The sequence below is a fragment of the Diaminobutyricimonas aerilata genome (genome assembly GCF_002797715.1).
GTDB classification, from domain to species: Bacteria; Actinomycetota; Actinomycetes; order Actinomycetales; family Microbacteriaceae; genus Diaminobutyricimonas; species Diaminobutyricimonas aerilata.
This window is the reverse complement of record NZ_PGFF01000001.1, coordinates 2,122,502-2,144,611: the sequence shown is the minus strand read 5'-3', so window position 1 is coordinate 2,144,611 and position 22,110 is coordinate 2,122,502. Positions and strand designations below refer to the sequence as shown.

The following is a 22,110-nucleotide window of genomic DNA, read 5'->3' as shown; positions in this document are numbered from 1 at the left end:
CCCCGGCTCCGGCCGGGGCGTCTCGTCGTTCCCGCACGGGTGACGTGCCCTCCCGTGAGTGCGGTTACGGTTGACGGATGCGCGTGAGCGAGTTCCGTCAGGCCGTCACCGATGAGTTCGGTGAGGGGTACGGTCGCGTCCTGATGGCCGATCTCGTGCTCTCCGAGCTCGGCGGCCGCACGGCGCAGGAGGCGCTCGCGGCGGGGGTCGCGCCGCGTGAGGTGTGGCTGGCGCTCTGCCGCGCCAAGGACGTGCCGCGTGAGCGCTGGCACGGGGTGGGCGTGCGGCGCCCCCGCTGAATCCGTTCCGTGCGACACGCCGCACGGTGTTCGAACATCTGTTCGGTGCGAGCTAGTGTCCTCCCTAGGTGGATTCAGACGCGAGTTCTCCACGTTCCGGACCACGCCGACACGAATGTCGGCGGCTCTCCGTACCGTTGGGCTCGTCGACGATGAGACGACAGCCTTTGTCGGGAGGCTGTGGGCCCGGCACCATCGGCCCGCCGCGGATCGACAGCCTATGGGCGGCAGCCTACGAACAGGGAGACACCAATGCCATCACCAGCAGACCGCGAGAAGGCCCTCGAGACCGCACTCGCGCAGATCGACCGCCAATTCGGCAAGGGCACCGTCATGCGCCTCGGCAGTGACGAACGCGCTCCCGTCGCCGTCATCCCGACCGGCTCGATCGCGCTCGACGTCGCGCTCGGGATCGGAGGCCTGCCCAAGGGGCGCATCGTCGAGATCTACGGACCGGAGTCCTCCGGTAAGACGACGCTCACGCTGCACGCGATCGCGAACGCCCAGCGCGCCGGCGGCATCGCCGCCTTCATCGACGCGGAGCACGCGCTCGACCCCGAGTACGCCAAGAAGCTCGGCGTCGACATCGACTCGCTCCTCGTGTCGCAGCCCGACACGGGTGAGCAGGCCCTCGAGATCGCGGACATGCTCGTCCGCTCCGGCTCGATCGACCTCATCGTGATCGACTCGGTCGCGGCGCTCGTGCCCCGCGCCGAGATCGAGGGCGAGATGGGCGACTCCCACGTGGGTCTCCAGGCGCGCCTCATGTCGCAGGCGCTGCGCAAGCTCACCGGTGGTCTCAACCAGACGCAGACCACGATGATCTTCATCAACCAGCTGCGCGAGAAGATCGGTGTGTTCTTCGGCAGCCCGGAGACGACCGCCGGTGGTAAGGCGCTCAAGTTCTACGCGTCGGTGCGCCTCGACATCCGCCGCATCGAGACCCTCAAGGACGGCGCGGAGGCGGTCGGAAACCGCACGCGCGTCAAGGTGGTCAAGAACAAGATGGCTCCGCCCTTCAAGCAGGCCGAGTTCGACATCCTGTACGGCATCGGCATCTCCCGTGAGGGCAGCCTGATCGACTTCGGCGTCGAGCACGAGATCGTGCGCAAGTCCGGGGCCTGGTACACCTACGACGGCGACCAGCTCGGTCAGGGCAAGGAGAACGCCCGACGCTTCCTCTTGGAGAACCCCGACATCGCGTCGGAGATCGAGACGAAGATCCTGACCAAGCTCGGCATCGGAGCCGCCGGTGCGGCGGCCGCCGCCCCGAACGTCGAATCGATCGAGACGAAGCTCGCGGCCCGCAAGGGCGCGTGATGTCCGACTCCGAGGGAGGACTCGCGCCGGTCACCTACCTGCCCGGTGTGCGTCCTCCCACGGGTCGTCGACTGCCCCGCTTCGAAGACCTCGGCGGCGCTGACGACGTCCCGACGGAGACGGCCGAACCGACCGCGTCGAGCGGTCGTCGCGGGCGCGGCAGCCAGTCCAGGGAACGTCCCACCGGCGGACGCGGTCTGTCGCGCCGTCGCGCCGATGCCGGCTCGGATGCCGAGTCCGACGCGGAGGACGGTGTTCTCGACCCCGAGAAGGCCCGCCGCCGCGCCGAGAATGTGAGCATGCACGCGCTCACCCGGCGCGGTCAATCCACCCACGAGCTGCGCCGGGCGCTCACAGCCAAGGGCCTGCCGACCGAGATCGTCGACGAGGAACTCGAACGGCTCACCCGAGTGGGACTGCTCGACGACGACGCGCTCGCCGAGACGCTCGTCCGCACGCTGAGCGAGCGGAAGGGACTCGGACGGCGTGCCCTCGCCGCCGAGCTCGGTCGGCGCGGCCTGCCCACCCCGAGCATCGAGTCGGCCCTCGCGGTACTCGACGACGACTCCGAACGGGAGGCCGCCGTCGATCTCGCCCGCACCCGCGCGCGGCAGTTCCACGGCCTGGACCGCGAGGTCGCCGTGCGCCGCCTCACCGGCTACCTCATGCGCAAGGGATACTCCGGCGACGTGCTGCGTGCGGCCGTCGACGCCGCGCTGCCGCGGGCCGGGAGCGTGCGGTTCGAGTGAGCCCGAGCCGCGCCCACGGGCGCGGCGGTGCGCCGTCTGGCGCGCCGCACGTCGCTGCTTAGACTTGTGCGCATCATGAGCCTCACCCGCCCCGCCCACGCCCGCACCTACCAGGTGCGCACCTACGGGTGCCAGATGAACGTGCACGACAGTGAGCGACTCAGCGGCTCGCTCGAGGCGGCCGGATACGTGCGCGCCGACGACGGTGACGACGCCGACGTCGTCGTCATCAACACCTGCGCGGTGCGCGAGAACGCCGACAACAAGCTCTACGGCAACCTCGGCCACCTCGCGGGCAAGAAGCGCGAACGCGACGGCATGCAGATCGCCGTCGGCGGGTGCCTCGCGCAGAAGGACAAGTCGACCATCCTCGAGAAGGCGCCGTGGGTCGACGTCGTCTTCGGCACGCACAACATGGGCTCGCTGCCGACGCTCCTCGAACGCGCCCGGCACAACGGCGAGGCTCAACTGGAGATCCTCGAGTCCCTCGAGACGTTCCCCTCGACCCTCCCCACCCGACGCGAGTCCACCTACAGCGGCTGGGTGTCCATCTCGGTCGGCTGCAACAACACGTGCACGTTCTGCATCGTGCCGGCGCTGCGCGGCAAGGAGAAGGACCGTCGCCCCGGCGAGATCCTCGCCGAGGTGCAGTCGCTCGTCGACGACGGCGCGATCGAGGTCACGCTGCTCGGGCAGAACGTCAACTCCTACGGCGTCGAGTTCGGCGACCGCCTCGCGTTCGGCAAGCTCCTGCGCTCCGTCGGACGGATCGACGGCCTCGAGCGGGTGCGCTTCACGAGCCCGCACCCCGCCGCGTTCACCGACGACGTGATCGACGCGATGGCCGAGACCCCGAACGTCATGCCGCAACTGCACATGCCCCTGCAGTCCGGCTCCGACCGCATCCTGCGCGCGATGCGCCGCTCCTACCGCTCGGAACGCTTCCTCGGCATCCTCGACCGCGTGCGCGCCCGCATCCCGCACGCGGCGATCTCGACCGACATCATCGTCGGATTCCCGGGAGAGACCGAAGAGGACTTCGCCGACACCCTGCGGGTGGTCGAACAGGCGCGATTCGCGTCGGCGTTCACCTTCCAGTACTCCATCCGCCCCGGCACCCCCGCGGCGACGATGGACCAGCAGGTGCCGAAGGAGGTCGTGCAGGAACGCTACGAGCGCCTCACCGCCCTGCAGGAGCGCATCTCCCTCGAAGAGAACCAGGCCGTCGTGGGCCGTGAGGTCCAGATCCTCGTCGCGACGGGGGAGGGCAAGAAGGATGCGGAGACGCACCGCATGAGCGGTCGCGCCGAGGACTCCCGGCTCGTGCACTTCGAAGTGCCGGCCGGTTCGCCCGCACCCCGGCCCGGCGATGTCGTCACCGCGACGATCACGCACGCGGCCCCGTTCCACCTGCTCGCCGACTCCGACGGTGCTCCGCTGCGCGTGCGTCGCACCCGCGCGGGTGACGCGTGGGATCTCGCCCAAGCCGCCTCGTGCGGCGTGCCCGCCGCGCCCGCGGGTGGGCAGCGGGCGGCGGTGTCGCTCGGCCTGCCGCTCGCGGTACGTCCGAAGGAGCCCGCGCGGCCCGCCGTCTCGCTCGGACTCCCGAGCGTCGCGACCGTGCCGATCTACGACCCGGCCGACGGCGAGCGACACTGAACACGCCGCTGGGCACGCCGCTCGGCGCCGCGCCGGAGAGCGACCCGAGGTCGCACACGGTGCCCCTCGTCGTCATCGTCGGTGCGACGGGCACCGGGAAGTCGGCGCTCGCCCTCGACCTCGCCGAGCGGCTGCAGGAGCGCGGGCGTGCGACGGAGATCGTCAATGCCGACGCGATGCAGCTCTACCGCGGCATGGACATCGGCACGGCGAAGCTCTCCGTCGACGAGCGTCGCGGTGTGCCGCACCATCTGCTCGACGTGCTCGAGGTCACCGACGACGCGACGGTCGCCGCGTACCAGCGCGATGCCCGCGCGGCGATCGACGCGATCTCCGGCGGCGGCGCCGTCCCCATCCTCGTCGGGGGTTCGGGCCTCTACGTCTCGAGCGTCGTGTTCGACTTCGAGTTCCCGGGCACGCACCCCGAGGCCCGCGCGCGCCTCGAAGCGGAACTCGAGGAGCGCGGACCGGGGGCCCTGCACGCGCGACTGAGCGCGCTCGATCCGGATGCGGCGGCCGCGATCGGCCCGCGCAACGGCCGGCGCCTCGTGCGCGCCCTGGAGGTCATCGAACTGACCGGGCGGCCGTTCGGCGCCGGGCTGCCGGACGCGCAGCGGCCCTGGCGCCGGACCGTGTTCCTCGGGCTCGAGGCCGAGCGGGCCGACCTCGTCCCCGCCCTCGATGCGCGCGTCGAGCGGATGTGGGCCGAGGGCCTCGTCGACGAGGTGGCCGGCCTGTTGCCGCGCGGGATGAGCACGACCGCGAGCCGCGCGATCGGCTACGCGCAGGCGGCCGCTCAACTGGACGGCCGGATGACCGAGGCGGAGGCGATCGCCGAGGCGGCGGCGCTCACGCGCCGGTACGCGCGCCGTCAGGTGGGCTGGTTCCGCCGCTACCCCGACCTGCACTGGATCCACTGGCGCGACGACGAGCGCGTCGACACGGCGCTGAGCCTGGTCCTCGGGCCCGAGGCCGCCTGACCCGCCGCTCGGGCGCCGCGGAGCGGCGCTCGGTAGGCTGAGGCGGTGACCACCATCCGCTTCACCAAGGGCCACGGCACGGGCAACGACTTCGTGCTGTTCACGGATGCGGAGGGTGCCGTCGACCTCTCCCCGGCTCAGGTCGCCGCCGTCTGCGATCGGCACTTCGGAGTCGGGGCCGACGGCGTGCTGCGGGCCGTGCGGTCCGAGAGCATTCCCGAGGGTGCGGCGATCCTCGCCGAGGAGCCCGACGCGGAGTGGTTCATGGACTACCGCAACGCCGACGGGAGCAAGGCCGAGATGTGCGGCAACGGCATCCGCGTCTTCGCCCGGTACCTGCTCGACAACGGCCTCGCCGAACTCGACCCCGGGGGCACCCTGCCGATCGGCACGCGCAGCGGCGTGCGTGACGTCATCCGCAGCGCCGACGGATTCCAGGTCGACCTCGGACGCTGGCGGCTCGACGGCGGCGAGCCGCTCGTACGGGCCAAGAATCTGCGGGTCGCCCGCCCCGGGCTCGGCATCGACGTGGGCAATCCCCATGTCGTCGTCGCGCTCGCCGGTGAAGACGAGCTCGAGTCCGCCGATCTCGCCTATGTGCCGATCGTCGAGCCGGAGCCGGAGCACGGTGCCAACGTCGAGTTCGTCGTGCCGAGCGACCCACTCGTGACCGACGGGGTCGGCCGGATCCGTATGCGGGTGCACGAGCGGGGCAGCGGCGAGACGCTCAGCTGTGGCACCGGGGCCGCCGCGGCGGCGCTCGCGACCCGGCACTGGGCCGGTCGGGGAGCACCGGATTCGTGGCGTGTGGACGTGCCCGGAGGCAGCGTGGGCGTACGGATGTTCCCGGCGGAGGACGGCGAGCACGTCGCGTTGAGCGGACCGGCGGAGTTCGTCTTCGAGGGCGAACTCGAGGTGTGATTCAGCCGCGCCGGCGGGCGCGCAGCACGCGATAGCCCTTGTTCGTCGCGGCGCGATGCACGACGACGTCGTCGGCCATCTCGGTCTGCATCCAGCGGTGCAACGAATCGGACCCGAGGTTGCGTGCGACGACGAGCCAGGCGTCCGTGCCCGGTTGCAGTCGCGGCAGCCACGTCCGCAGCATCGAGTGGAGCTCGTCCTTCCCCACCCGGATCGGCGGATTCGACCACACCGTCATGAACGACACGTCGGAGGGAACATCCGCGGGGGTCACGGCGTTGACATTGGTGATGCCGAGTTCCTCCGCGTTGCGGCGCACCAGGTCGAGTGCCCGTTCGTTCACGTCCACCGCCCACACGGTCGCGTGCGGGGAGTCGAGCGCGAGCGTGAGACTGATCGGCCCCCATCCGCACCCCAGATCGAGCAGGTGACCGCCCGGGGGAGGCGCCGGTACGGATGCGAGCAGCACCTGGGTCCCCGTATCCACACGGTCGGGGCTGAACACCCCGGAGGCGGTCGTGACGGCGAGGTCGCGACCGGCGAGGCGCACGTGGATCCGGCGAGGGTGGAGCTCACTCCCGGGCGACGCCGAGAAGTAGTGGTCACCAGCCATGCAGAGAACTTATCGAATAGGAGCAAGTAGGGTGGCATCAATGGCAGATCAGCGAACGGACGCAGAGTCGACGACGACGGATGCGGTGGACCGGGTGCTCTCGCGCGAAGCGGAGCGTCCGGCGGGCTACACGCTGTTCTCCGCGGGACGGGCAGAGGCTCTGCAGGACGACAACGGCTACCTCGACGACCGCGACGGCGAACAGTTCGACCGCGAGGACCGTGCGGCGCTGCGGCGCGTGCAGGGGCTCTCGACCGAGCTCCAGGACGTCACCGAGGTCGAATACCGGCAGTTGCGGCTCGAGAACGTCGTGCTCATCGGCGTGTACTCGGGCAGCACGCTCGCCGACGCCGAGAACTCCATGCGGGAACTCGCCGCGCTCGCCGAGACCGCCGGAGCCGTCGTGCTCGACGGTCTCCTGCAGCGCCGACCGCATCCGGACCCCAGCACGTACCTCGGCCGCGGCAAGGCGCAGGAACTCGCCGACGTGGTTGCGAGCCTCGGCGCCGACACCGTCATCGCCGACACCGAACTCGCGCCGAGCCAGCGGCGTGCCCTCGAAGACGTCGTGAAGGTCAAGGTGATCGACCGCACGGCCGTCATCCTCGACATCTTCAGCCAGCACGCCAAGAGCCGCGAGGGTCGGGCGCAGGTCGAACTCGCGCAACTCGAGTACCTGCTGCCGCGACTGCGCGGGTGGGGTGAATCGATGTCCCGCCAGGCCGGTGGTCAGGTGGGTGGCGCGGGAGCCGGAATGGGCAGCCGCGGACCCGGTGAGACGAAGATCGAGCTCGACCGCCGCCGCATCCACACCCGGATGGCGCGGTTGCGCAAGCAGATCAAGGGCTTCACGCCCGCGCGCGAGGCGAAGCGGGCGAACCGCGAACGGTTCGCCGTGCCCGCCGTCGCGATCGCCGGCTACACGAACGCCGGCAAGTCGAGCTTGCTGAACCGCATCACCCGCGCCGGGGTGCTCGTCGAGAACGCCCTGTTCGCGACCCTCGATGCGACGGTGCGCCGTTCGCGCACCGAGGACGGCCGCGAGTTCACGATCGCCGACACGGTCGGCTTCGTGCGCAACCTGCCGCACCAGCTCGTCGAGGCGTTCCGCTCGACGCTCGAGGAGGTCGCGCTCGCCGACGTGCTCGTGCACGTCGTCGACGGATCCCACCCCGACCCGGGCAGCCAGATCGCGACGGTGCGCGACGTCATCGGCGAGGCAGGTGCCCGCGACATCCCCGAGATCGTCGTCTTCAACAAGTCCGACCTCGTCGACGACGACACGCGGCTCGTGCTGCGCGGTCTCGAGCCGCAGGCGATCTTCGTCTCGGCGCGCACGGGGGAGGGCGTCGACGAGCTGTTCGCCCGTATCGGCGAGCTCCTGCCGACCCCTCCGGTCGAACTCGACGTCGTGGTGCCGTTCGATCGCGGCGACCTGGTGGCCCTCGCGCACCATCGCGGTGTCGTGCTGTCCACGGACTACGACGAGCTCGGCACCCGCCTGCACGTGCGTGTCGACCCCGGCACCGCGGATGCGCTGCGTCAGGGTGGCACCGTCGTCGTCAGCTGACGGAGCGGCTTCCCGACGCCCGTCCGGTCTCCCGACCGGGCGGGCGTCGTCGCGTGCGGGGGACACGTCAGGGCCGCACGAGTCCCGTCTCGTAGGCGAGGATCACCGCGTGCACGCGGTCGCGCAGCGCGAGTTTCGCGAGCACCCGGCCGACGTGCGTCTTGACCGTCGACTCGGACACGAAGAAGCGCTCGGCGATCTCGCCGTTGCTCAGGCCCTCCGCCATCGCCACGAGCACCTGCCGCTCCCGCTCGGTGAGGGCGTCGAGACGGTCGTCGACGACCGGGGTATCGGGCTGCAGTCGGTCCCCGAACAGCTCGAGCATGCGCCGGGTGACCCGCGGGGAGACCGCCGCATCCCCGGCGGCCACGGCGCGGATGGCCGAGAGCAGTTCGGCCGGCCGGGTGTCCTTGAGCAGGAATCCGCTCGCTCCGGCGCGCAATCCGGCGAAGGCGTACTCGTCGAGGTCGAAGGTGGTGAGGATGAGCACGCGCGTGTCCGGGTGGTCCTGGGCGATGCGCCGGGTCGCCTCGATGCCGTCGCCGTCGGGCATCCGCACGTCCATGAGCACCACGTCCGGGCGGGCCTGGGCGACCATGGTCAGCGCCGTCCGGCCGCTCGCGGCCTCGCCCACGACCTCGAGGTCGGGCTCGGCCTGCAGCACCATGCGGAAGCCGAGTCGCAGCAGGTCCTGGTCGTCGACGAGGGCGATGCGGATGGTCATCTGTTCCTCTCCGGGTGGTGGAGTACGACGTGCACCCGCCATCCTCCGGTCTCGCGGGGCCCGACGTCGACGGTCCCGTTGTACAGTGCCGCGCGCTCGCGCATCCCGAGCAGCCCGCGACCGCCGCTGTCGGAGCCGGGTGCCACGCGTGGCCCGTCGTTGATGACGACGACCTCGGTCTCGTCGGGTCGCGCCTCGATGTCGATGGTGACGGAGCCCGCGCCGACCCCGTGGCGCAACACGTTGGTCACCGCCTCCTGCACCACCCGGTAGACGGCGAGCTGCAGGGCCGCATCGGAGGGTGGCGTGCCCTTCACCCGGTAGTCGACGGCGAGGCCGGCCTCACGTGCGGTGCGGACGACCGCGTCGAGGTCGTCGAGCCGCGGCTGCGGGGCGGTGCCGGCGTCGCTGCCGAGCACGCCCAGCATGCGGCGCATCTCCGCGAGGGCCTCCCGACCCCCGCTGGCCGCCCTCCGCATGAGGTCCTCCGCGGCGGCCGGATCGCGGGCGACGGTCGCCGCGGCGCCCTCGGAGAGGGCGATGACGACCGTGAGTCCGTGGGAGACGACGTCGTGCATCTCCCGGGCGATCCGCGCCCGTTCCGCCGCGGCGGCGAGCTCCGCCTGCTGATCCCGTTCCCGGGCGAGGCGTTCCGCCCGGTCGACGAGCGCCATGAGGTATCGGCGGCGGTTGCCCACGTTGACCCCGATGAGCACGGCGATGAGCAGCAGTGCGGTGTAGGGGATGACCGCGAGCCAGACGAGCGAGACCGGACCCTGTGAGGTGGCGGTGGAGGTGCCGGCCGAGACGCCGACGGCCATGCCGAGCAGTGTCGCGACGGTGTGCGATCCGAATCCCGCCCACGCGAGCCACGGCGCCAGGTACACCGCACCGGCGTAGACGATGAGCAGCGGCGCGATGATGTCGCCCTGCTCCGTGATGGCGAACGCGATGAAGGTCGTCACGCTCGAGACGACGACCGCCGCGACGGGATAGCGTCGGCGTCCGAGCACGGCGACCACCCAGACGAGCGCGGGCAGCACCGCGACCGCCCAAGTCGACGAGCCCACGATCCAGACGAGTGTCGAGAGCGCGTAGAGCGACGCGACGATGATGTCGGTCGCGTTCGGGTGCGCCGCGAAGAAGCGCCGCAGCACTCCCGGTGGCCGCGGCAGCTCGAGCGGCCCCGCCGACGATGCGTCGACGGGGCCGCTCTGCGGTCGGTCGCTCAGACGTCCCTCCGCTTCAGCACCAGGGCGGCCGGCACGAGCGAGCCCGCGGCCCACGCGACGGCGACCGCCATCGCCTGCCAGTATTCCAGCACCCCGCGACCGAAGCCCACGATCTGTTCGCCGGCGGTCGGCAGCAGCGCGGGCGTCACGGCCTCCGCGATCTCGGCCGGCAGCAGCACGACGAGCACGGGCAGGACGAGAATGACCGCGATGACCACGATGATCCCTCCGGCGCTCGACCGCAGCAGCGTGCCGACTCCGAGGGCGAAGAGCGCCACGAGGGCGAGGTAGGTCGGTCCGCCCAGCAGCTGGCCGAGCAGCGTGGGGTCGGTGAGCGGCACGTCGAGGCCGCGTTCGGCGAGGGCCGGCAAGGTGGCGAGGTAGCCGCCGAAGCCGCTCAACGCCGCGACGACCCACACGGTCACCCCGAGCACGACGGCCTTCGCCGCGAGCACCGGGATGCGCCGCGGAACGGCCGTCATGCTCGACCGCACCATGCCGGAGGAGTACTCGCCGCTCATGGTGAGCACGCCGAGTACCGCGGCGATCAGTTGCGTGAACAGCACGCCGGCACCGAACACGGGGGCGACGAACGCCGCACGCTCCTCGACCGGAACGGGTCCGGGCGGGAACGGGGCGGTCGAGGCCAGCAGCAGCCCGAACCCGATCGAGACCACGACGGTCACGGCGAGGAGCCACACGGTCGAACGCAGCGACGAGAGCTTGATCCACTCCCCGGCGACCACCCCGGCGGAGCTCACCCCGCGACGGTCCACGATCGCGGCGCTCATCGGGTCGCCCCGATCGCTGCCGAGCCGTATTCGACGGCGTCCCGGGTGAGGTCGAGATAGGCGTCCTCGAGGGAGCCCGCGACCGTGGTGAGTTCGTGCAGCGGGATCCCCGCGCGCGCCGCGGCGTCGCCGATCTGCTCGGGGGTCGCGCCGGTCGCCTCGAGGGCGCCGTCCTCCGCGACCGCGATCTGCACGCCCGGGAGGGCGGCGGTCAAGGCATCGGGACGGGGTGTGCGCACGCGCACGAGCGTCGTTCCGGCACCGACGACCTGATCGACGGGAGCGTCAGCGAGCACGCGACCCCGGCCGATCACGATGAGGTGGTCGGCCGTCTGAGCCATCTCGCTCATCAGGTGCGAGGAGAGCAGCACCGTGCGTCCCTCGCTCGCGAGGTGCCGCAGCAGCATCCGCACCCAGCGCACGCCTTCGGGGTCGAGGCCGTTGACCGGTTCGTCGAGGATGAGTACGCGCGGATCGCCGAGCATCGCCGCGGCGATGCCGAGGCGCTGCCCCATACCGAGCGAGAACCCGCCCACGCGTTTGCGGGCGACTGTCTCGAGGCCGGTGAGTTCGATGACCTCGCGCACCCGGCGGCGGGGGATGCGGTGGGTCGCGGCGAGAGCCAGCAGGTGCTTCTCGGCAGTGCGGCCCGGATGCACGGCCTTCGCGTCGAGCAGCACGCCCACCTCGTGCAGCGGGGCACGCAGCCGGGCGTAGGGACTGCCCGACACGAGCACGCTGCCGGCGTCCGGACGATCCAGGCCGACGATCATCCGCATGGTGGTGGACTTGCCGGCGCCGTTCGGCCCGAGGAAGCCGGTGACCCGCCCCGGCGGGATGGTGAAGTCGATGCCGTCGACCGCGGTCTTCGGCCCGTACCGCTTGGTGAGGCCGTGTGCCTCGATCATGTCGTCCTCCGTCTGTCTGCTCCGCGGGATGCGGGCACGGTGAACGCTACGGATCGGGCGCGGTGCGCTCGTCGGAGGACGGACGGATCTCTGCGGGCCCGGATGGCACCGCGGTACGACGCCGCGCCGGGCGCCGACCCGACGAGGGTCTCAGACCGAACGCAGCACGGCGACGACCTTGCCGAGCACTTGCGCGTAGTCGCCGAGGATCGGTTCGAACGCGCTGTTGCGCGGCAGCAGCCAGGTGTGGCCGTCGCGCTGACGGAACACCTTGACGGTGGCCTCGTCGTCGAGCATCGCGGCGACGATCTCGCCGTTCTCGGCGGTGTTCTGCTGGCGCACGACGACCCAGTCGCCGTCGCAGATCGCGGCGTCGATCATCGACTCGCCGACGACCTTGAGCATGAACAGCTCGCCCTTGCCCACGAGCTGGCGGGGGAGCGGGAACACCTCGTCCACCTGCTGCTCCGCGGTGATCGGGATGCCCGCCGCGATGCGGCCGACAAGCGGCACCAGGGCGGCGTCTCCGATGGTCGAGGTGGCGGGCTCCGCGTCGGAGGTCGAGGGCACGTCGATGAGCACCTCGAGGGCCCGCGGACGGTTCGGGTCGCGTCGCAGGTAGCCGCTCAGTTCGAGCTGGTTGAGCTGGTGGGTGACGCTCGAGAGCGACGACAGCCCGACGGCGTCGCCGATCTCGCGCATGCTCGGCGGATAGCCCCGGCTCGCGACGGACCGCTGGATCGCCTCGAGGATCGCCATCTGCTTGTCGCTGAGGCTCTTGCGGCGCCGGGTCGCACGATCGCCGGCGGGTGTCGTCTCGTCCATCGCGCGCTCCAATGTCGGTGGCTCCTGTTCGACTGTCTCTCGAACAATCGAAACTGTATCCGCCTTCGGGCGCACAGGGAAACATCCGTTCGAGCGTGTCGCCTGAAGAACGGGCGAAACGCGCTCTGCGCTTGAAACTCTGTTCGATCGAAGATATGTTCGGTACACAGTTTCGCATCGGGCGCTCCCGGCCGAGCGCCCGATGCGGACTGAGTCCGCAGAGGAGGACCGATGAGCACCGCTTACGCACCTACCGGCATCACCCGACCGACGCGCACCCCGCGACTCCGACTGACCCGTCGCGGTCGCGTCGTCATCACCCTCGCGGCGGCGCTGCCGTTCGCGGCGGGCGCCGTCTTCTCCGCGCTGAACGGCGGCGACGCCGTCGCGACGGCGGATCAGCGCGCGGTCGACTTCTCGTACGTCACGGTCGAGGCGGGTGAGTCGCTGTGGGGCATCGCCGAGCAGGTGGCGCCCGAGGTCGACCCCCGCGACGTCGTCGACGACATCATCGGACTCAACGGGCTCGACGGCGCGGCCGTGCAGCCCGGTCAGCGCATCGCCGTGCCGGTCGCCTACGCGGCCGACTGACCGGCCGCTCCGCGTCCGCTCATTACACTTCCGGGGTGACCACCCTCGACGAGCTGCCCATCCGTGACGACCTGCGCGGTCTATCGCCGTACGGCGCCCCGCAGAAGCACGTGCGGATCGCGCTGAACGTCAACGAGAACACGCACGGCATCCCCGAGGAGGTCGTCGACCACGTCCTCGCCGCCCTCGGGTCTGCGGTGCGGGGCATGAACAGGTACCCCGACCGCGAGTTCACCGAGCTGCGCGAACACCTCGCCCGCTACCTCAGCGGACCGGAGGGCACCATCCACCCCGAGCAGGTGTGGGCGGCGAACGGCTCCAACGAGATCCTGCAGCAGATCCTGCAGGCGTTCGGCGGCCCGGGCCGCTCCGTACTCGGGTTCCCGCCCACCTACTCGATGCACTCGATCCTCGCCGCCGGCACGGGCACGCGCTGGATCGCCGCCGAGCGCGACGCCGCCTACGAGATCTCCGTGCCCACCGCCGTCGCGGCGGTCGAGGCGCACCGCCCGGACCTCGTCTTCCTGTGCGCCCCGAACAACCCCACCGGCACCCCGCTCACCATCGACGTCATCGAGGCCGTGTACGACGCCACCGACGGGATCGTGGTCGTGGATGAGGCGTACGCCGAGTTCATGCCCGACGACGCCCCGAGCGCGCTGACCCTGCTGCCCGGTCGCCCGCGCCTCATCGTCAGCCGCACCATGAGCAAGGCGTTCGCGTTCGCGGGGGCGCGGCTCGGCTACCTCGCCGCGGACCCGGTGATCGCCGACGCGCTGCGCCTCGTGCGGCTGCCGTACCACCTGTCCGCGCTCACCCAGGCGGCCGCGATCGCGGCGCTGCAGTGCGCCCCGCAGATGCTCGCGATGGTCGACGAGATCCGCGGTCAGCGCGACCGCCTCATCCGGGACCTCCCCGCCCTCGGCTTCACCCCGCTGCCCTCCTGGTCGAACTTCGTGCTGTTCGGCGGGGTCGAGGACCCGCACCGCACCTTCGAGGCGCTCCTCGCCGAGGACATCCTCATCCGCGACGTCGGCATCCCGCACCACCTGCGCGTGACGGCCGGCACCGAGGAGGAGACCACGGCGTTCCTCGAGGCGCTCGGTAGGATCAGAGCATGACGGCAGAACGGGTCGCGGAGCTCCGCAGGGAGACCAGCGAGTCCAGCATCCGCTTGAGCATCGACCTCGACGGGTCCGGTCGCTCGCAGATCAGCACGGGCGTGCCGTTCTTCGACCACATGCTCACCGCATTCGCGAAGCACTCGCTCGTCGACCTCGAGGTCGAGGCCCGCGGCGACGTCGACATCGACGTGCACCACACCGTCGAGGACACCGGCATCGTACTCGGCACCGCGATCGCCCGCGCGCTCGGCGACAAGGCGGGCATCGCCCGCTTCGGCGACGCCCTCGTGCCGCTCGACGACGCGCTCGCGCAGGCCGTGGTCGACGTCTCCGGCCGCCCCTACCTCGTGCACGGCGGCGAGCCCGCCGGCTTCGAGTTCCACCTCATCGGCGGGCACTTCACCGGCTCGATGGTGCGCCACGTGTTCGAGGCCATCACCTTCCACGCCGGGTTGACCGTGCACCTCACGGTGCTCGCCGGGCGCGACCCGCACCACATCGCCGAAGCGGAGTTCAAGGCGTTCGCGCGGGCGTTCCGGCAGGCTGTCGCACCCGACGCGCGCGTGACGGGCATCCCCTCCACCAAGGGGGCGCTCTGACCGTGGCCACCCCCACCGTCGCCGTGCTCGACTACGGCTCGGGCAACGTGCACTCCGCCGTCAAGGCGCTCGAGGCCGCCGGGGCACGCGTCGACCTCACCTCCGACCGTGCCCGCGTCATGGCGGCCGACGGGCTGCTCGTGCCGGGCGTCGGCGCCTTCGCCGCCGTCATGGACGCGCTCACCCGCGTGCGCGGCGGCGAGCTCATCGAACGCCGGCTCGCGGGCGGCCGGCCGGTGCTCGGCATCTGCGTCGGCATGCAGGTCATGTTCGACCGCGGCGTCGAGCGGGGCGTCGAGACGCCGGGACTGGGCGAATGGCCCGGCACCGTCGACGAGCTCGATGCGCCCGTCGTGCCCCACATGGGCTGGAACACCGTCGAGGCGCCCGGCGATTCGGTGCTGTTCGACGGACTCCACGACGAGCGGTTCTACTTCGTGCACTCCTTCGCGGCGCAGGAGTGGACGCTCGAGCCGATGGGTCCCTTCGCGAGCCCGAAGGTGACGTGGGCGCAACACGGCACGCGGTTCCTCGCCGCCGTCGAGAACGGGCCGCTCTCGGCCACCCAATTCCACCCCGAGAAATCCGGCAGCGCGGGCATCCGCCTGCTCGGCAACTGGCTGCGCAGCCTCTGACGGCGTGCCCGCCGCAGGTGGGCTAGTATCTGGTTCCTGTTGCGGCGATCCGGCCGCGGAAGGCGAAGCGATGAGCGAGTTCAGCACCACCCCGGCACTGGTCCTGCTGCCGGCGGTGGATGTGGCCGGCGGCAAGGCCGTGCGCCTCACCCAGGGCGAAGCGGGCACCGAGACCAACTACGGCGACCCGATCGATGCGGCCCTCGAGTGGATCGAGCAGGGCGCCGAGTGGATCCACCTCGTGGACCTCGACGCGGCCTTCGGCCGGGGCAGCAACCGCGGCGTCATCAAGAAGGTCGTCAAGAACTGCCGCGGCGTCAACGTCGAGCTCTCGGGCGGCATCCGCGACGACGCGTCGCTCGAGGCGGCCCTCGAGACGGGCGCCAAGCGCATCAACCTCGGCACCGCGGCCCTCGAGAACCCCGAGTGGGCGGCACACGTCATCGCCGAATACGGCGAGGCGATCGCCGTCGGGCTCGACGTGCGCGGCACGACCCTCGCCGCCCGCGGTTGGACCAAGGAGGGCGGCGACCTCTGGCAGGTCATGGACCGCCTCGAGGAGGCCGGCTGCGCCCGCTACGTCGTCACCGACGTGACGAAGGACGGCACGCTGCGCGGCCCGAACACCGAGCTGCTCCGCCAGGTGATGGAGCGCACGCACCGGCCGGTCATCGCCTCCGGCGGGGTGTCGAGCCTCGACGACATCGCCGAACTCCGTGACCTCGTGCCCCTCGGCCTCGAGGGCGCGATCGTCGGCAAGGCGCTGTACACGCGCGCCTTCACGCTCGCCGAAGCGCTCGACGTCGCCGGGGACTGAGTGACCGGCGCCGATTCGGCCGGTCAGCCCTGGGCGGGCCGCAGCTTCACGCCGAACGAGCACGCCGCCGACGACGGGCGGGCCGATCCGGCGCTGCTCGAAGCGTTGCGCCGGTTCATAGCCCACGAGGTCGGGGAGACCGAGGTCGTCGACGCGCTGCGTGGTGCCCGGCTGCTCATCCCGCTCCTCGCTGCGCTCGGCGAGAGCGCCGTGGGAGAGCACGGACACCTCGTGGACAAGAGCCAGGAACTCTCCATCGTCACCGTGGCGGGCCCCGACGGACGCACCGTGCTGCCCGCATTCACCTCCGTCGAGACGATGGGCCGGTGGAACCCGACCGCACGTCCCGTGCCCGCCGAGGCCGTGCGCGTCGCCCTCGCGGCGGCGAGCGAGCAGACGGAACTCGTCGTGCTCGATCCCGGATCCGACACCGAGTTCGTCGTCCGTCGTCCCGCCGTATGGGCGATCGCCCGCGGGGAGGCCTGGTCGCCGAGCCATTCCGACGAGATGGTGCTCGCCGAGTTCATGAGGGCGGTCGAGCCGGAACCGGCGGTCGTGACCGTCCGGCTCGCTCCCGGGGATCCCGCGGCGCGGCTCGCCGGACCGGAACTCGTCGTGCGGCTCGCCGTCGCCGACGGACTCGAACGCGACGAGGTCCGCGCGTTGACCGCCCGCCTGCAAGACCGCATCCGCGCCTCGGCGGTCATCGCGGAGCGGGTCGACAGCATGCGACTGCAGGTCGTGACGGCCTGATGCGGCGCCCGGGGGCGCGTCGGCGCGCCGCCGCCCTCTCCGCGGCGATCACGACCGCGGCGCTTCTGCTCGTGGGCTGCACGCCACCGGGGGCCGCCCGCACCGAGACCGTCCACCTCACCGTCGACGGGATCGAACGATCCGCGCGCGTGACCTCCCCGGCCGCCGACGACGCGGACCGGCTCCCGGTCGTCATCGCCCTGCACGGCGCCGGGCAGAACGCGGCGCGTTTCGACGAACTGACGCGGTTCCCGGATGCCGTCGCCGAACGCCGGTTCGTGCTCGTCACCCCGTCCGGCACCGGGGCGAACGGACTCACGCTCGGCTGGAACGCCGGAGCGTGCTGCCAGGCGGCGGAGGGCGACGTCGACGACATCGCGTTCCTCGAGGACCTCGTCGCGCGCGTCGCGCGCGACCATCCCATCGACTCGGAGCGCGTCTACCTCGCGGGATTCTCCAACGGCGGGATGCTCGCCTACCGCGCCGCGTGCGAGCGCGGTGAGCGGATCGCCGCCATCGCCGTCGTCGCGGGATCCCAGGTCGTCGACGAGTGCCCCGCGCCCAGCGCCATGGCGGTGTACGCCATGCACGGCACGGCCGACCCGACGGTGCCGTACGACGGGGGAGAGCCGGTGCGACCGCCCTACCCAGGAGCGCCCCTGTGGGAGAACCGGTCGGTCGCGGAGTCGCTCGGCTTCTGGGCGGAGCGCGACCTCTGCGCCGGTGCGCCGGCCGCGACCGTTGACGGGCCCGTCACCCGGCAGGTGTGGCCCGGCTGCCGCATCGTGCTCGACACCGTGCGCGGGGGAGAGCACACCTGGTTCGGGGCGCCCGGTTCCCGCGAAGCGGGGCGCGAACCGGCCGGCACGCCGTCGGCGACGGCCCGCATCCTCGACTTCTTCGAGCTGGACCCGGCGGACCCGCGGAGCGGAACCGACCCGCGAGTCGAGTAGGGCGCCCTGGCGCCCGTATCGGTGCAGAACCCTCGAGCAGCGGCGCGGAGAGTTCATCCGCCGGATGTGGCGGCGCGTGCCGAGCGGTGCCACCATCGCGTCATGGAACTCGTGCTCATCGGTGCCGTCGCCGTTCTCGCGGCGGTCGCGATCGTCATCGTCGTCCGCCGGTCCGCGCAGCGTCGCGGCGAGTCCGTGCGCGACGACACGACCCGAGCAGGTGCCGAGTCGCACCTCGACTCGCGCCGGGCGACCCGCCGCGCGGAAGGGGCTACGGCATGGACCCGCATCGGGGGAGGCGGCGTCTGACCCGAGCCCGCGGGCCGAGTAGGGCGCCCCGGCGCCCGTATCGGAGCAGACCCGCGGGGAAGCGGCCGTGGACGGTCTGCTCGGTGCGCGCGTCGCGCCGTGAACGACGAGGAACCGCCTACCCGGCCCTCAGGTGCCGCGTCAGTTGACGGGACCGGTCCACTTCTCGCCGGGACCCTTGCCCGGCTCGTCCGGGAAGTGCGACGCCTCGCGGAAGGCCAGCTGCACCGTGCGCAGACCGTCCCGGAGCGCGCGGGCGTGGTGGTCGCCGAGTTCGGGGGCACTCGCCGTGACGAGTCCGGCGAGGGCGTTGATGAGCTTGCGCGCTTCGTCGAGATCGAGTTGCGACTCCGGGTCGTCGGCGAGACCGCACTTCACCGCGGCCGCGCTCAGAAGGTGCACCGCGACCGTGTTGATGACCTCGACGGCCGGCACTTCGGCGATGTCCCTGGCCTCGTCGCTCGACGTTCCGCTCACGGCTCAACTCCCGCAGGATCGGGGCCGGCACGCACGGTAGACGGCGATTCGGCTCATGGGGTATTCTTATGCGGGCTCCGGGGCGTCAACCCCGGTACGAAAGTGGAGATAATCCCACCCGCGCGACCGCTTCACCAGGTTACCGGGTTGTTGCACTCCGCCGGCTCCGGCCGGTAGTTCAGGGTGCTGAGCCGATGCACGTGCGCGCGCATCGGCTGATGGACTCATTCTCCTCTTCCGTCCCGAGCGGCGACCGCCGCCCGGTGAGCGCAGAGAAGACATGAGGAGACACGCATCAGCGATCCCAGAACCAACGACCGCATCCGCGTTCCCGAGGTCCGTCTGGTCGGACCGGGAGGCGAGCAGGTCGGCGTCGTGAAGATCGAGGTCGCCCTGCGCCTGGCGCAGGAGGCGGACCTCGACCTGGTCGAGGTGGCCCCGAACTCGCGCCCGCCCGTGGTCAAGATCATGGACTACGGCAAGTTCAAGTACGAGACCGCGCAGAAGGCCAAGGAAGCCCGACGCAACCAGGCGAACACGATCCTCAAGGAGGTGCGGTTCCGCCTGAAGATCGACAAGCACGACTACGAGACCAAGCGCAAGCGCGCCGAGGGGTTCTTGCAGGCGGGGGACAAGGTCAAGGCCATGATCCTCTTCCGCGGTCGTGAGCAGTCGCGTCCCGAGCAGGGCGTGCGCCTGCTCCAGAAGTTCGCCGAGGATGTCGCGGAGTTCGGTTCGGTCGAATCGACTCCCACCATCGACGGTCGCAACATGGTCATGGTCATCGGTCCGCACAAGAACAAGGCGGACGCGAAGGCCGAGGCCAACGCCAAGCGTGCCCAGAACAAGGCACCGAAAGTGACAGAGGAAGAGAATGCCTAAGCAGAAGACGCACTCCGGTGCCAAGAAGCGCTTCAAGGTGACCGGCTCCGGCAAGGTCATGAAGCAGTCCGCCGGGATGCGCCACAACCTCGAGCGCAAGCCCTCCACCCTGACCCGTCGTCTGAACCAGGAGCAGGTCCTCGCTCCTCAGGACGCCAAGGTCATCAAGAAGCTCCTCGGCAAGTAAGCCGCGCGGTCCTAAGGAAGTAACGAAATGGCTAGAGTCAAGCGGGCCGTCAACGCCCACAAGAAGCGTCGCGTCATCCTCGAGCGCGCGGAGGGCTACCGCGGTCAGCGGTCGCGCCTCTACCGCAAGGCCAAGGAGCAGGTCACCCACTCCCTCGTCTACGCGTACCGCGACCGTCGCGCCAAGAAGGGCGAGTTCCGTCGCCTCTGGATCCAGCGCATCAACGCCGCATCGCGTGCGAACGGCCTCACCTACAACCGCCTCATCCAGGGCCTCAACCTGGCCGGCGTCGAGGTCGACCGTCGCATCCTCGCCGACCTCGCGGTCAACGAGCCGGCGACCTTCACCGCCCTCGTCGAGACGGCCAAGGCAGCCCTGCCCGCCGACACGAGCGCTCCGAAGGAGGCCGCGGCCTGATCCGCGACCACTGACGAACGGAAGGCCCGACCGCACGGTCGGGCCTTTCGTCGTTCCCCGGCCCGCCTCACCGGGAGTGCGGCCCCCGCTGCCTACACTGAGCGCATGATCGACAACCCCCGCTCCCCGCGGGTGCGGGCGGTCGCGAAGCTCGCCAAGCGCGAGGCGCGCACCGACACCGGACTGTTCCTGCTCGAGGGGCCGCAGGCCGTCGCCGAGGCCTTCGCCTACGCGCCGGACTCCGTCATCGACCTCTTCGGCACGCCGAGCGCGCTCGACAAGCACAGCGACCTCGCCCGCGCAGCCGCCGACGCCGGCGTCGAGCCGGAGTACGTGACCGAGCAGGTGCTCGACGCCATGGCCGACACGGTGACCCCGCAGGGGATCGTCGCCGTCGCGCGGCAACTGCCCACGTCGGTGCGCGACATCTTCCGCGCCGCGCCGCGGCTCGTCGCCATCCTCGAGGAGGTGCGCGACCCGGGCAATGCGGGAACGATCATCCGCGCCGCCGACGCGGCGGGGGCCGATGCCGTCATCCTCACCGGGCGCAGCGTCGACCTGTACCACCCGAAGGTCGTGCGCTCGACGACGGGCTCGCTGTTCCACCTGCCCGTCGCGACCGGCGCGATCCTCGAGAACGTGCTCGAACGCGCGGCCGAGGCCGGCGTGCAAGTGCTCGCCGCCGACATCGACGGCGACGACCTGCTGACCGCCCGCCGGGAGGGGCTGCTCGAGCGGCCGACCGCATGGCTGTTCGGCAACGAGGCCCGCGGTCTCAGCGACGAGCACGTCGCTCTCGCCGACCGGTCGATCGCCGTGCCGATCTACGGGCGGGCCGAGTCGATGAACCTCGCCACGGCCGCCTCGGTGTGCCTCTACGAGAGCGCGTTCGCCCAGCGCCCGTGACCGCGCGTCGGGTGGCCCGGCCGCCCCGCTGTTACGCCTCGGTTACGCTTTCCGCCGTGGTTTGACCCCCATTCCGGCGCTGTGATTGAGTGATCGGATGCAGCCCCTGGTCGTCGTCGAAGGTGTCAACAAGCATTACGGCGAATTGCACGTGCTCAAGGACATCACGACGACCGTCGGCAAGGGCGAGGTCGTCGTCGTCATCGGGCCGAGCGGGTCGGGCAAGTCGACCCTGTGCCGGGCGATCAACCGGCTCGAGACGATCGACTCGGGCCGCATCACGATCGACGGCAAGGAGCTGCCCGCCGAGGGCGCCGGGCTCGCGCGACTGCGCGCCGACGTCGGCATGGTCTTCCAGTCGTTCAATCTCTTCTCGCACAAGACCGTGCTGCAGAACGTCACGCTCGGCCAGATGAAGGTGCGCAAGCGCTCGAAGGCCGAAGCCGAGAAGCGCGGCATGGAACTGCTCGACCGGGTCGGCGTCGCCAACCAGGCCGGCAAGATGCCGGCCCAGCTCTCCGGCGGTCAGCAGCAGCGCGTGGCCATCGCCCGCGCCCTCGCGATGGACCCGAAGGTCATGCTCTTCGACGAGCCGACCTCGGCGCTCGACCCGGAGATGATCAACGAGGTGCTCGACGTCATGGCCGGGCTCGCCGAAGACGGCATGACGATGGTCGTCGTCACCCACGAGATGGGCTTCGCTCGTCGTGCCGCCGACCGCGTGCTCTTCATGGCGGACGGTCAGATCGTCGAGGAGGCCACGCCGGAGGCGTTCTTCTCGGCACCCACGAGCTCGAGAGCGAAGGACTTCCTCTCGAAGGTGCTCACCCACTGACCGGTGGGTGGGGAACACACAGCGATCAGGAGAC

The 22,110-nt window shown here is 71.1% G+C and carries 27 protein-coding genes; 20 read left to right on the top strand and 7 right to left on the bottom strand.

All coding sequences use genetic code 11. From position 1 onward, the window contains the following. Positions 1–77: 77 nt before the first annotated feature. The 6 genes from CLV46_RS10355 (at position 78) to dapF (ending at position 5,928) form a co-directional block, all read left to right on the top strand. A complete protein-coding gene (locus CLV46_RS10355; RefSeq protein WP_100364695.1) occupies positions 78–299 on the top strand; it encodes a DUF3046 domain-containing protein in 222 nt (73 codons plus the stop codon). A 252-nt stretch (positions 300–551) separates the two neighbouring features. Next, the gene (gene recA, locus CLV46_RS10350) at positions 552–1,619 is read left to right on the top strand and encodes a recombinase RecA (RefSeq protein WP_100364694.1); all 1,068 of its coding nucleotides are present in this window, start codon (positions 552–554) and stop codon (positions 1,617–1,619) included. After that, entirely contained in the window at positions 1,619–2,368 is a 750-nt protein-coding gene (locus CLV46_RS10345) for a regulatory protein RecX (RefSeq protein ID WP_100364693.1), read from the top strand. Before recA ends, CLV46_RS10345 begins: the two co-directional genes overlap by 1 nt. Before the next feature lie 75 nt (positions 2,369–2,443). Continuing rightward, complete coding sequence (miaB, locus tag CLV46_RS10340) at positions 2,444–4,027, top strand: tRNA (N6-isopentenyl adenosine(37)-C2)-methylthiotransferase MiaB (protein WP_100366006.1); 1,584 nt, start codon at positions 2,444–2,446, stop codon at positions 4,025–4,027. 59 nt (positions 4,028–4,086) lie between these two features. Continuing rightward, positions 4,087–5,007, top strand: coding sequence for a tRNA (adenosine(37)-N6)-dimethylallyltransferase MiaA (gene miaA, locus CLV46_RS10335; RefSeq protein WP_100364692.1), 921 nt, complete (start codon positions 4,087–4,089; stop codon positions 5,005–5,007). Positions 5,008–5,052: 45 nt separating this feature from the next. Continuing rightward, positions 5,053–5,928: a diaminopimelate epimerase gene (dapF, locus tag CLV46_RS10330; RefSeq protein WP_100364691.1), complete on the top strand. Its 876-nt coding sequence runs from the start codon at positions 5,053–5,055 to the stop codon at positions 5,926–5,928. A 1-nt stretch (position 5,929) separates the two neighbouring features. On the opposite strand, the gene CLV46_RS10325 is transcribed toward dapF, so the two are convergent. Continuing rightward, positions 5,930–6,541, bottom strand: coding sequence for a class I SAM-dependent methyltransferase (locus tag CLV46_RS10325; RefSeq protein ID WP_100364690.1), 612 nt, complete (start codon positions 6,539–6,541; stop codon positions 5,930–5,932). 40 nt (positions 6,542–6,581) lie between these two features. Here CLV46_RS10325 and hflX point away from each other — a divergent pair, with 40 nt between their 5' ends. Then, the gene (gene hflX, locus CLV46_RS10320; protein ID WP_100364689.1) at positions 6,582–8,111 is read left to right on the top strand and encodes a GTPase HflX; all 1,530 of its coding nucleotides are present in this window, start codon (positions 6,582–6,584) and stop codon (positions 8,109–8,111) included. A 67-nt stretch (positions 8,112–8,178) separates the two neighbouring features. Here the strand turns inward: hflX and CLV46_RS10315 are convergent, their stop codons facing one another. The 5 genes from CLV46_RS10315 to lexA form a co-directional block, all read right to left on the bottom strand. Further along, positions 8,179–8,835, bottom strand: coding sequence for a response regulator (locus CLV46_RS10315; RefSeq protein WP_100364688.1), 657 nt, complete (start codon positions 8,833–8,835; stop codon positions 8,179–8,181). Further along, the gene (locus tag CLV46_RS10310; protein ID WP_100364687.1) at positions 8,832–9,992 is read right to left on the bottom strand and encodes a sensor histidine kinase; all 1,161 of its coding nucleotides are present in this window, start codon (positions 9,990–9,992) and stop codon (positions 8,832–8,834) included. Before CLV46_RS10310 ends, CLV46_RS10315 begins: the two co-directional genes overlap by 4 nt. A gap of 71 nt (positions 9,993–10,063) precedes the next feature. Then, positions 10,064–10,858: an ABC transporter permease gene (locus tag CLV46_RS10305; RefSeq protein ID WP_100364686.1), complete on the bottom strand. Its 795-nt coding sequence runs from the start codon at positions 10,856–10,858 to the stop codon at positions 10,064–10,066. Further along, a complete protein-coding gene (locus CLV46_RS10300; RefSeq protein ID WP_100364685.1) occupies positions 10,855–11,766 on the bottom strand; it encodes an ABC transporter ATP-binding protein in 912 nt (303 codons plus the stop codon). The genes CLV46_RS10305 and CLV46_RS10300 overlap by 4 nt, the downstream gene beginning before the upstream one ends. 150 nt (positions 11,767–11,916) lie before the next feature. Next, positions 11,917–12,591, bottom strand: a complete 675-nt coding sequence (gene lexA / locus CLV46_RS10295) for a transcriptional repressor LexA (protein WP_100364684.1) — start codon at positions 12,589–12,591, stop codon at positions 11,917–11,919. A 231-nt stretch (positions 12,592–12,822) separates the two neighbouring features. On the opposite strand from lexA, the gene CLV46_RS10290 reads away from it, so the two are divergent. The 8 genes from CLV46_RS10290 (at position 12,823) to CLV46_RS10255 (ending at position 18,372) form a co-directional block, all read left to right on the top strand. Then, entirely contained in the window at positions 12,823–13,182 is a 360-nt protein-coding gene (locus tag CLV46_RS10290; RefSeq protein ID WP_100364683.1) for a LysM peptidoglycan-binding domain-containing protein, read from the top strand. A gap of 35 nt (positions 13,183–13,217) precedes the next feature. Next, on the top strand, positions 13,218–14,303 hold the full coding sequence (locus tag CLV46_RS10285) for a histidinol-phosphate transaminase (RefSeq protein ID WP_100364682.1): 1,086 nt from the start codon (positions 13,218–13,220) through the stop codon (positions 14,301–14,303). Beyond that, positions 14,300–14,905: an imidazoleglycerol-phosphate dehydratase HisB gene (gene hisB / locus CLV46_RS10280; protein ID WP_100364681.1), complete on the top strand. Its 606-nt coding sequence runs from the start codon at positions 14,300–14,302 to the stop codon at positions 14,903–14,905. The genes CLV46_RS10285 and hisB overlap by 4 nt, the downstream gene beginning before the upstream one ends. Before the next feature lie 2 nt (positions 14,906–14,907). Beyond that, entirely contained in the window at positions 14,908–15,540 is a 633-nt protein-coding gene (gene hisH, locus CLV46_RS10275; RefSeq protein ID WP_100364680.1) for an imidazole glycerol phosphate synthase subunit HisH, read from the top strand. A 70-nt stretch (positions 15,541–15,610) separates the two neighbouring features. After that, positions 15,611–16,357: a bifunctional 1-(5-phosphoribosyl)-5-((5-phosphoribosylamino)methylideneamino)imidazole-4-carboxamide isomerase/phosphoribosylanthranilate isomerase PriA gene (gene priA / locus CLV46_RS10270; RefSeq protein ID WP_100364679.1), complete on the top strand. Its 747-nt coding sequence runs from the start codon at positions 15,611–15,613 to the stop codon at positions 16,355–16,357. Continuing rightward, positions 16,358–17,110 carry an SseB family protein gene (locus CLV46_RS10265; RefSeq protein ID WP_100364678.1) on the top strand — a complete coding sequence of 251 codons (753 nt, stop codon included), beginning with the start codon at positions 16,358–16,360 and terminating at the stop codon, positions 17,108–17,110. It begins immediately after the preceding gene. Continuing rightward, positions 17,110–18,063 carry a CE1 family esterase gene (locus tag CLV46_RS10260; RefSeq protein WP_100364677.1) on the top strand — a complete coding sequence of 318 codons (954 nt, stop codon included), beginning with the start codon at positions 17,110–17,112 and terminating at the stop codon, positions 18,061–18,063. The genes CLV46_RS10265 and CLV46_RS10260 overlap by 1 nt, the downstream gene beginning before the upstream one ends. A gap of 102 nt (positions 18,064–18,165) precedes the next feature. Beyond that, positions 18,166–18,372, top strand: a complete 207-nt coding sequence (locus CLV46_RS10255; RefSeq protein WP_100364676.1) for a hypothetical protein — start codon at positions 18,166–18,168, stop codon at positions 18,370–18,372. 141 nt (positions 18,373–18,513) lie between these two features. Here the strand turns inward: CLV46_RS10255 and CLV46_RS10250 are convergent, their stop codons facing one another. After that, a complete protein-coding gene (locus tag CLV46_RS10250; protein WP_100364675.1) occupies positions 18,514–18,849 on the bottom strand; it encodes a DUF1844 domain-containing protein in 336 nt (111 codons plus the stop codon). Between the two features lie 294 nt (positions 18,850–19,143). Here CLV46_RS10250 and infC point away from each other — a divergent pair, with 294 nt between their 5' ends. The 5 genes from infC to CLV46_RS10225 all read left to right on the top strand — a co-directional run bounded on the left by infC (position 19,144) and on the right by CLV46_RS10225 (position 22,076). Then, entirely contained in the window at positions 19,144–19,731 is a 588-nt protein-coding gene (gene infC / locus CLV46_RS10245; protein WP_100364674.1) for a translation initiation factor IF-3, read from the top strand. Then, positions 19,724–19,918 carry a 50S ribosomal protein L35 gene (gene rpmI / locus CLV46_RS10240; protein ID WP_100364673.1) on the top strand — a complete coding sequence of 65 codons (195 nt, stop codon included), beginning with the start codon at positions 19,724–19,726 and terminating at the stop codon, positions 19,916–19,918. Before infC ends, rpmI begins: the two co-directional genes overlap by 8 nt. 27 nt (positions 19,919–19,945) lie before the next feature. After that, positions 19,946–20,335, top strand: a complete 390-nt coding sequence (gene rplT / locus CLV46_RS10235) for a 50S ribosomal protein L20 (protein WP_100364672.1) — start codon at positions 19,946–19,948, stop codon at positions 20,333–20,335. Between the two features lie 105 nt (positions 20,336–20,440). After that, entirely contained in the window at positions 20,441–21,241 is an 801-nt protein-coding gene (locus tag CLV46_RS10230; RefSeq protein ID WP_100364671.1) for a TrmH family RNA methyltransferase, read from the top strand. Between the two features lie 106 nt (positions 21,242–21,347). Beyond that, positions 21,348–22,076 carry an amino acid ABC transporter ATP-binding protein gene (locus tag CLV46_RS10225; protein WP_211282255.1) on the top strand — a complete coding sequence of 243 codons (729 nt, stop codon included), beginning with the start codon at positions 21,348–21,350 and terminating at the stop codon, positions 22,074–22,076. Positions 22,077–22,110: the final 34 nt, after the last annotated feature.

Coding starts and splice junctions, on each gene's coding strand:
- CLV46_RS10260 (WP_100364677.1), top strand. CDS start 17,110: ATGCGGCGCCCGGGGGCGCGTCGGCGCGCCGCCGCCCTCTCCGCGGCG.
- CLV46_RS10305 (WP_100364686.1), bottom strand. CDS start 10,858: ATGAGCGCCGCGATCGTGGACCGTCGCGGGGTGAGCTCCGCCGGGGTG.
- CLV46_RS10230 (WP_100364671.1), top strand. CDS start 20,441: ATGATCGACAACCCCCGCTCCCCGCGGGTGCGGGCGGTCGCGAAGCTC.
- CLV46_RS10355 (WP_100364695.1), top strand. CDS start 78: ATGCGCGTGAGCGAGTTCCGTCAGGCCGTCACCGATGAGTTCGGTGAG.
- CLV46_RS10325 (WP_100364690.1), bottom strand. CDS start 6,541: ATGGCTGGTGACCACTACTTCTCGGCGTCGCCCGGGAGTGAGCTCCAC.
- CLV46_RS10345 (WP_100364693.1), top strand. CDS start 1,619: ATGTCCGACTCCGAGGGAGGACTCGCGCCGGTCACCTACCTGCCCGGT.
- hisB (WP_100364681.1), top strand. CDS start 14,300: ATGACGGCAGAACGGGTCGCGGAGCTCCGCAGGGAGACCAGCGAGTCC.
- CLV46_RS10300 (WP_100364685.1), bottom strand. CDS start 11,766: ATGATCGAGGCACACGGCCTCACCAAGCGGTACGGGCCGAAGACCGCG.
- miaB (WP_100366006.1), top strand. CDS start 2,444: ATGAGCCTCACCCGCCCCGCCCACGCCCGCACCTACCAGGTGCGCACC.
- rplT (WP_100364672.1), top strand. CDS start 19,946: ATGGCTAGAGTCAAGCGGGCCGTCAACGCCCACAAGAAGCGTCGCGTC.
- hflX (WP_100364689.1), top strand. CDS start 6,582: ATGGCAGATCAGCGAACGGACGCAGAGTCGACGACGACGGATGCGGTG.
- CLV46_RS10255 (WP_100364676.1), top strand. CDS start 18,166: ATGGAACTCGTGCTCATCGGTGCCGTCGCCGTTCTCGCGGCGGTCGCG.
- rpmI (WP_100364673.1), top strand. CDS start 19,724: ATGCCTAAGCAGAAGACGCACTCCGGTGCCAAGAAGCGCTTCAAGGTG.
- CLV46_RS10315 (WP_100364688.1), bottom strand. CDS start 8,835: ATGACCATCCGCATCGCCCTCGTCGACGACCAGGACCTGCTGCGACTC.
- CLV46_RS10290 (WP_100364683.1), top strand. CDS start 12,823: ATGAGCACCGCTTACGCACCTACCGGCATCACCCGACCGACGCGCACC.
- priA (WP_100364679.1), top strand. CDS start 15,611: ATGAGCGAGTTCAGCACCACCCCGGCACTGGTCCTGCTGCCGGCGGTG.
- recA (WP_100364694.1), top strand. CDS start 552: ATGCCATCACCAGCAGACCGCGAGAAGGCCCTCGAGACCGCACTCGCG.
- lexA (WP_100364684.1), bottom strand. CDS start 12,591: ATGGACGAGACGACACCCGCCGGCGATCGTGCGACCCGGCGCCGCAAG.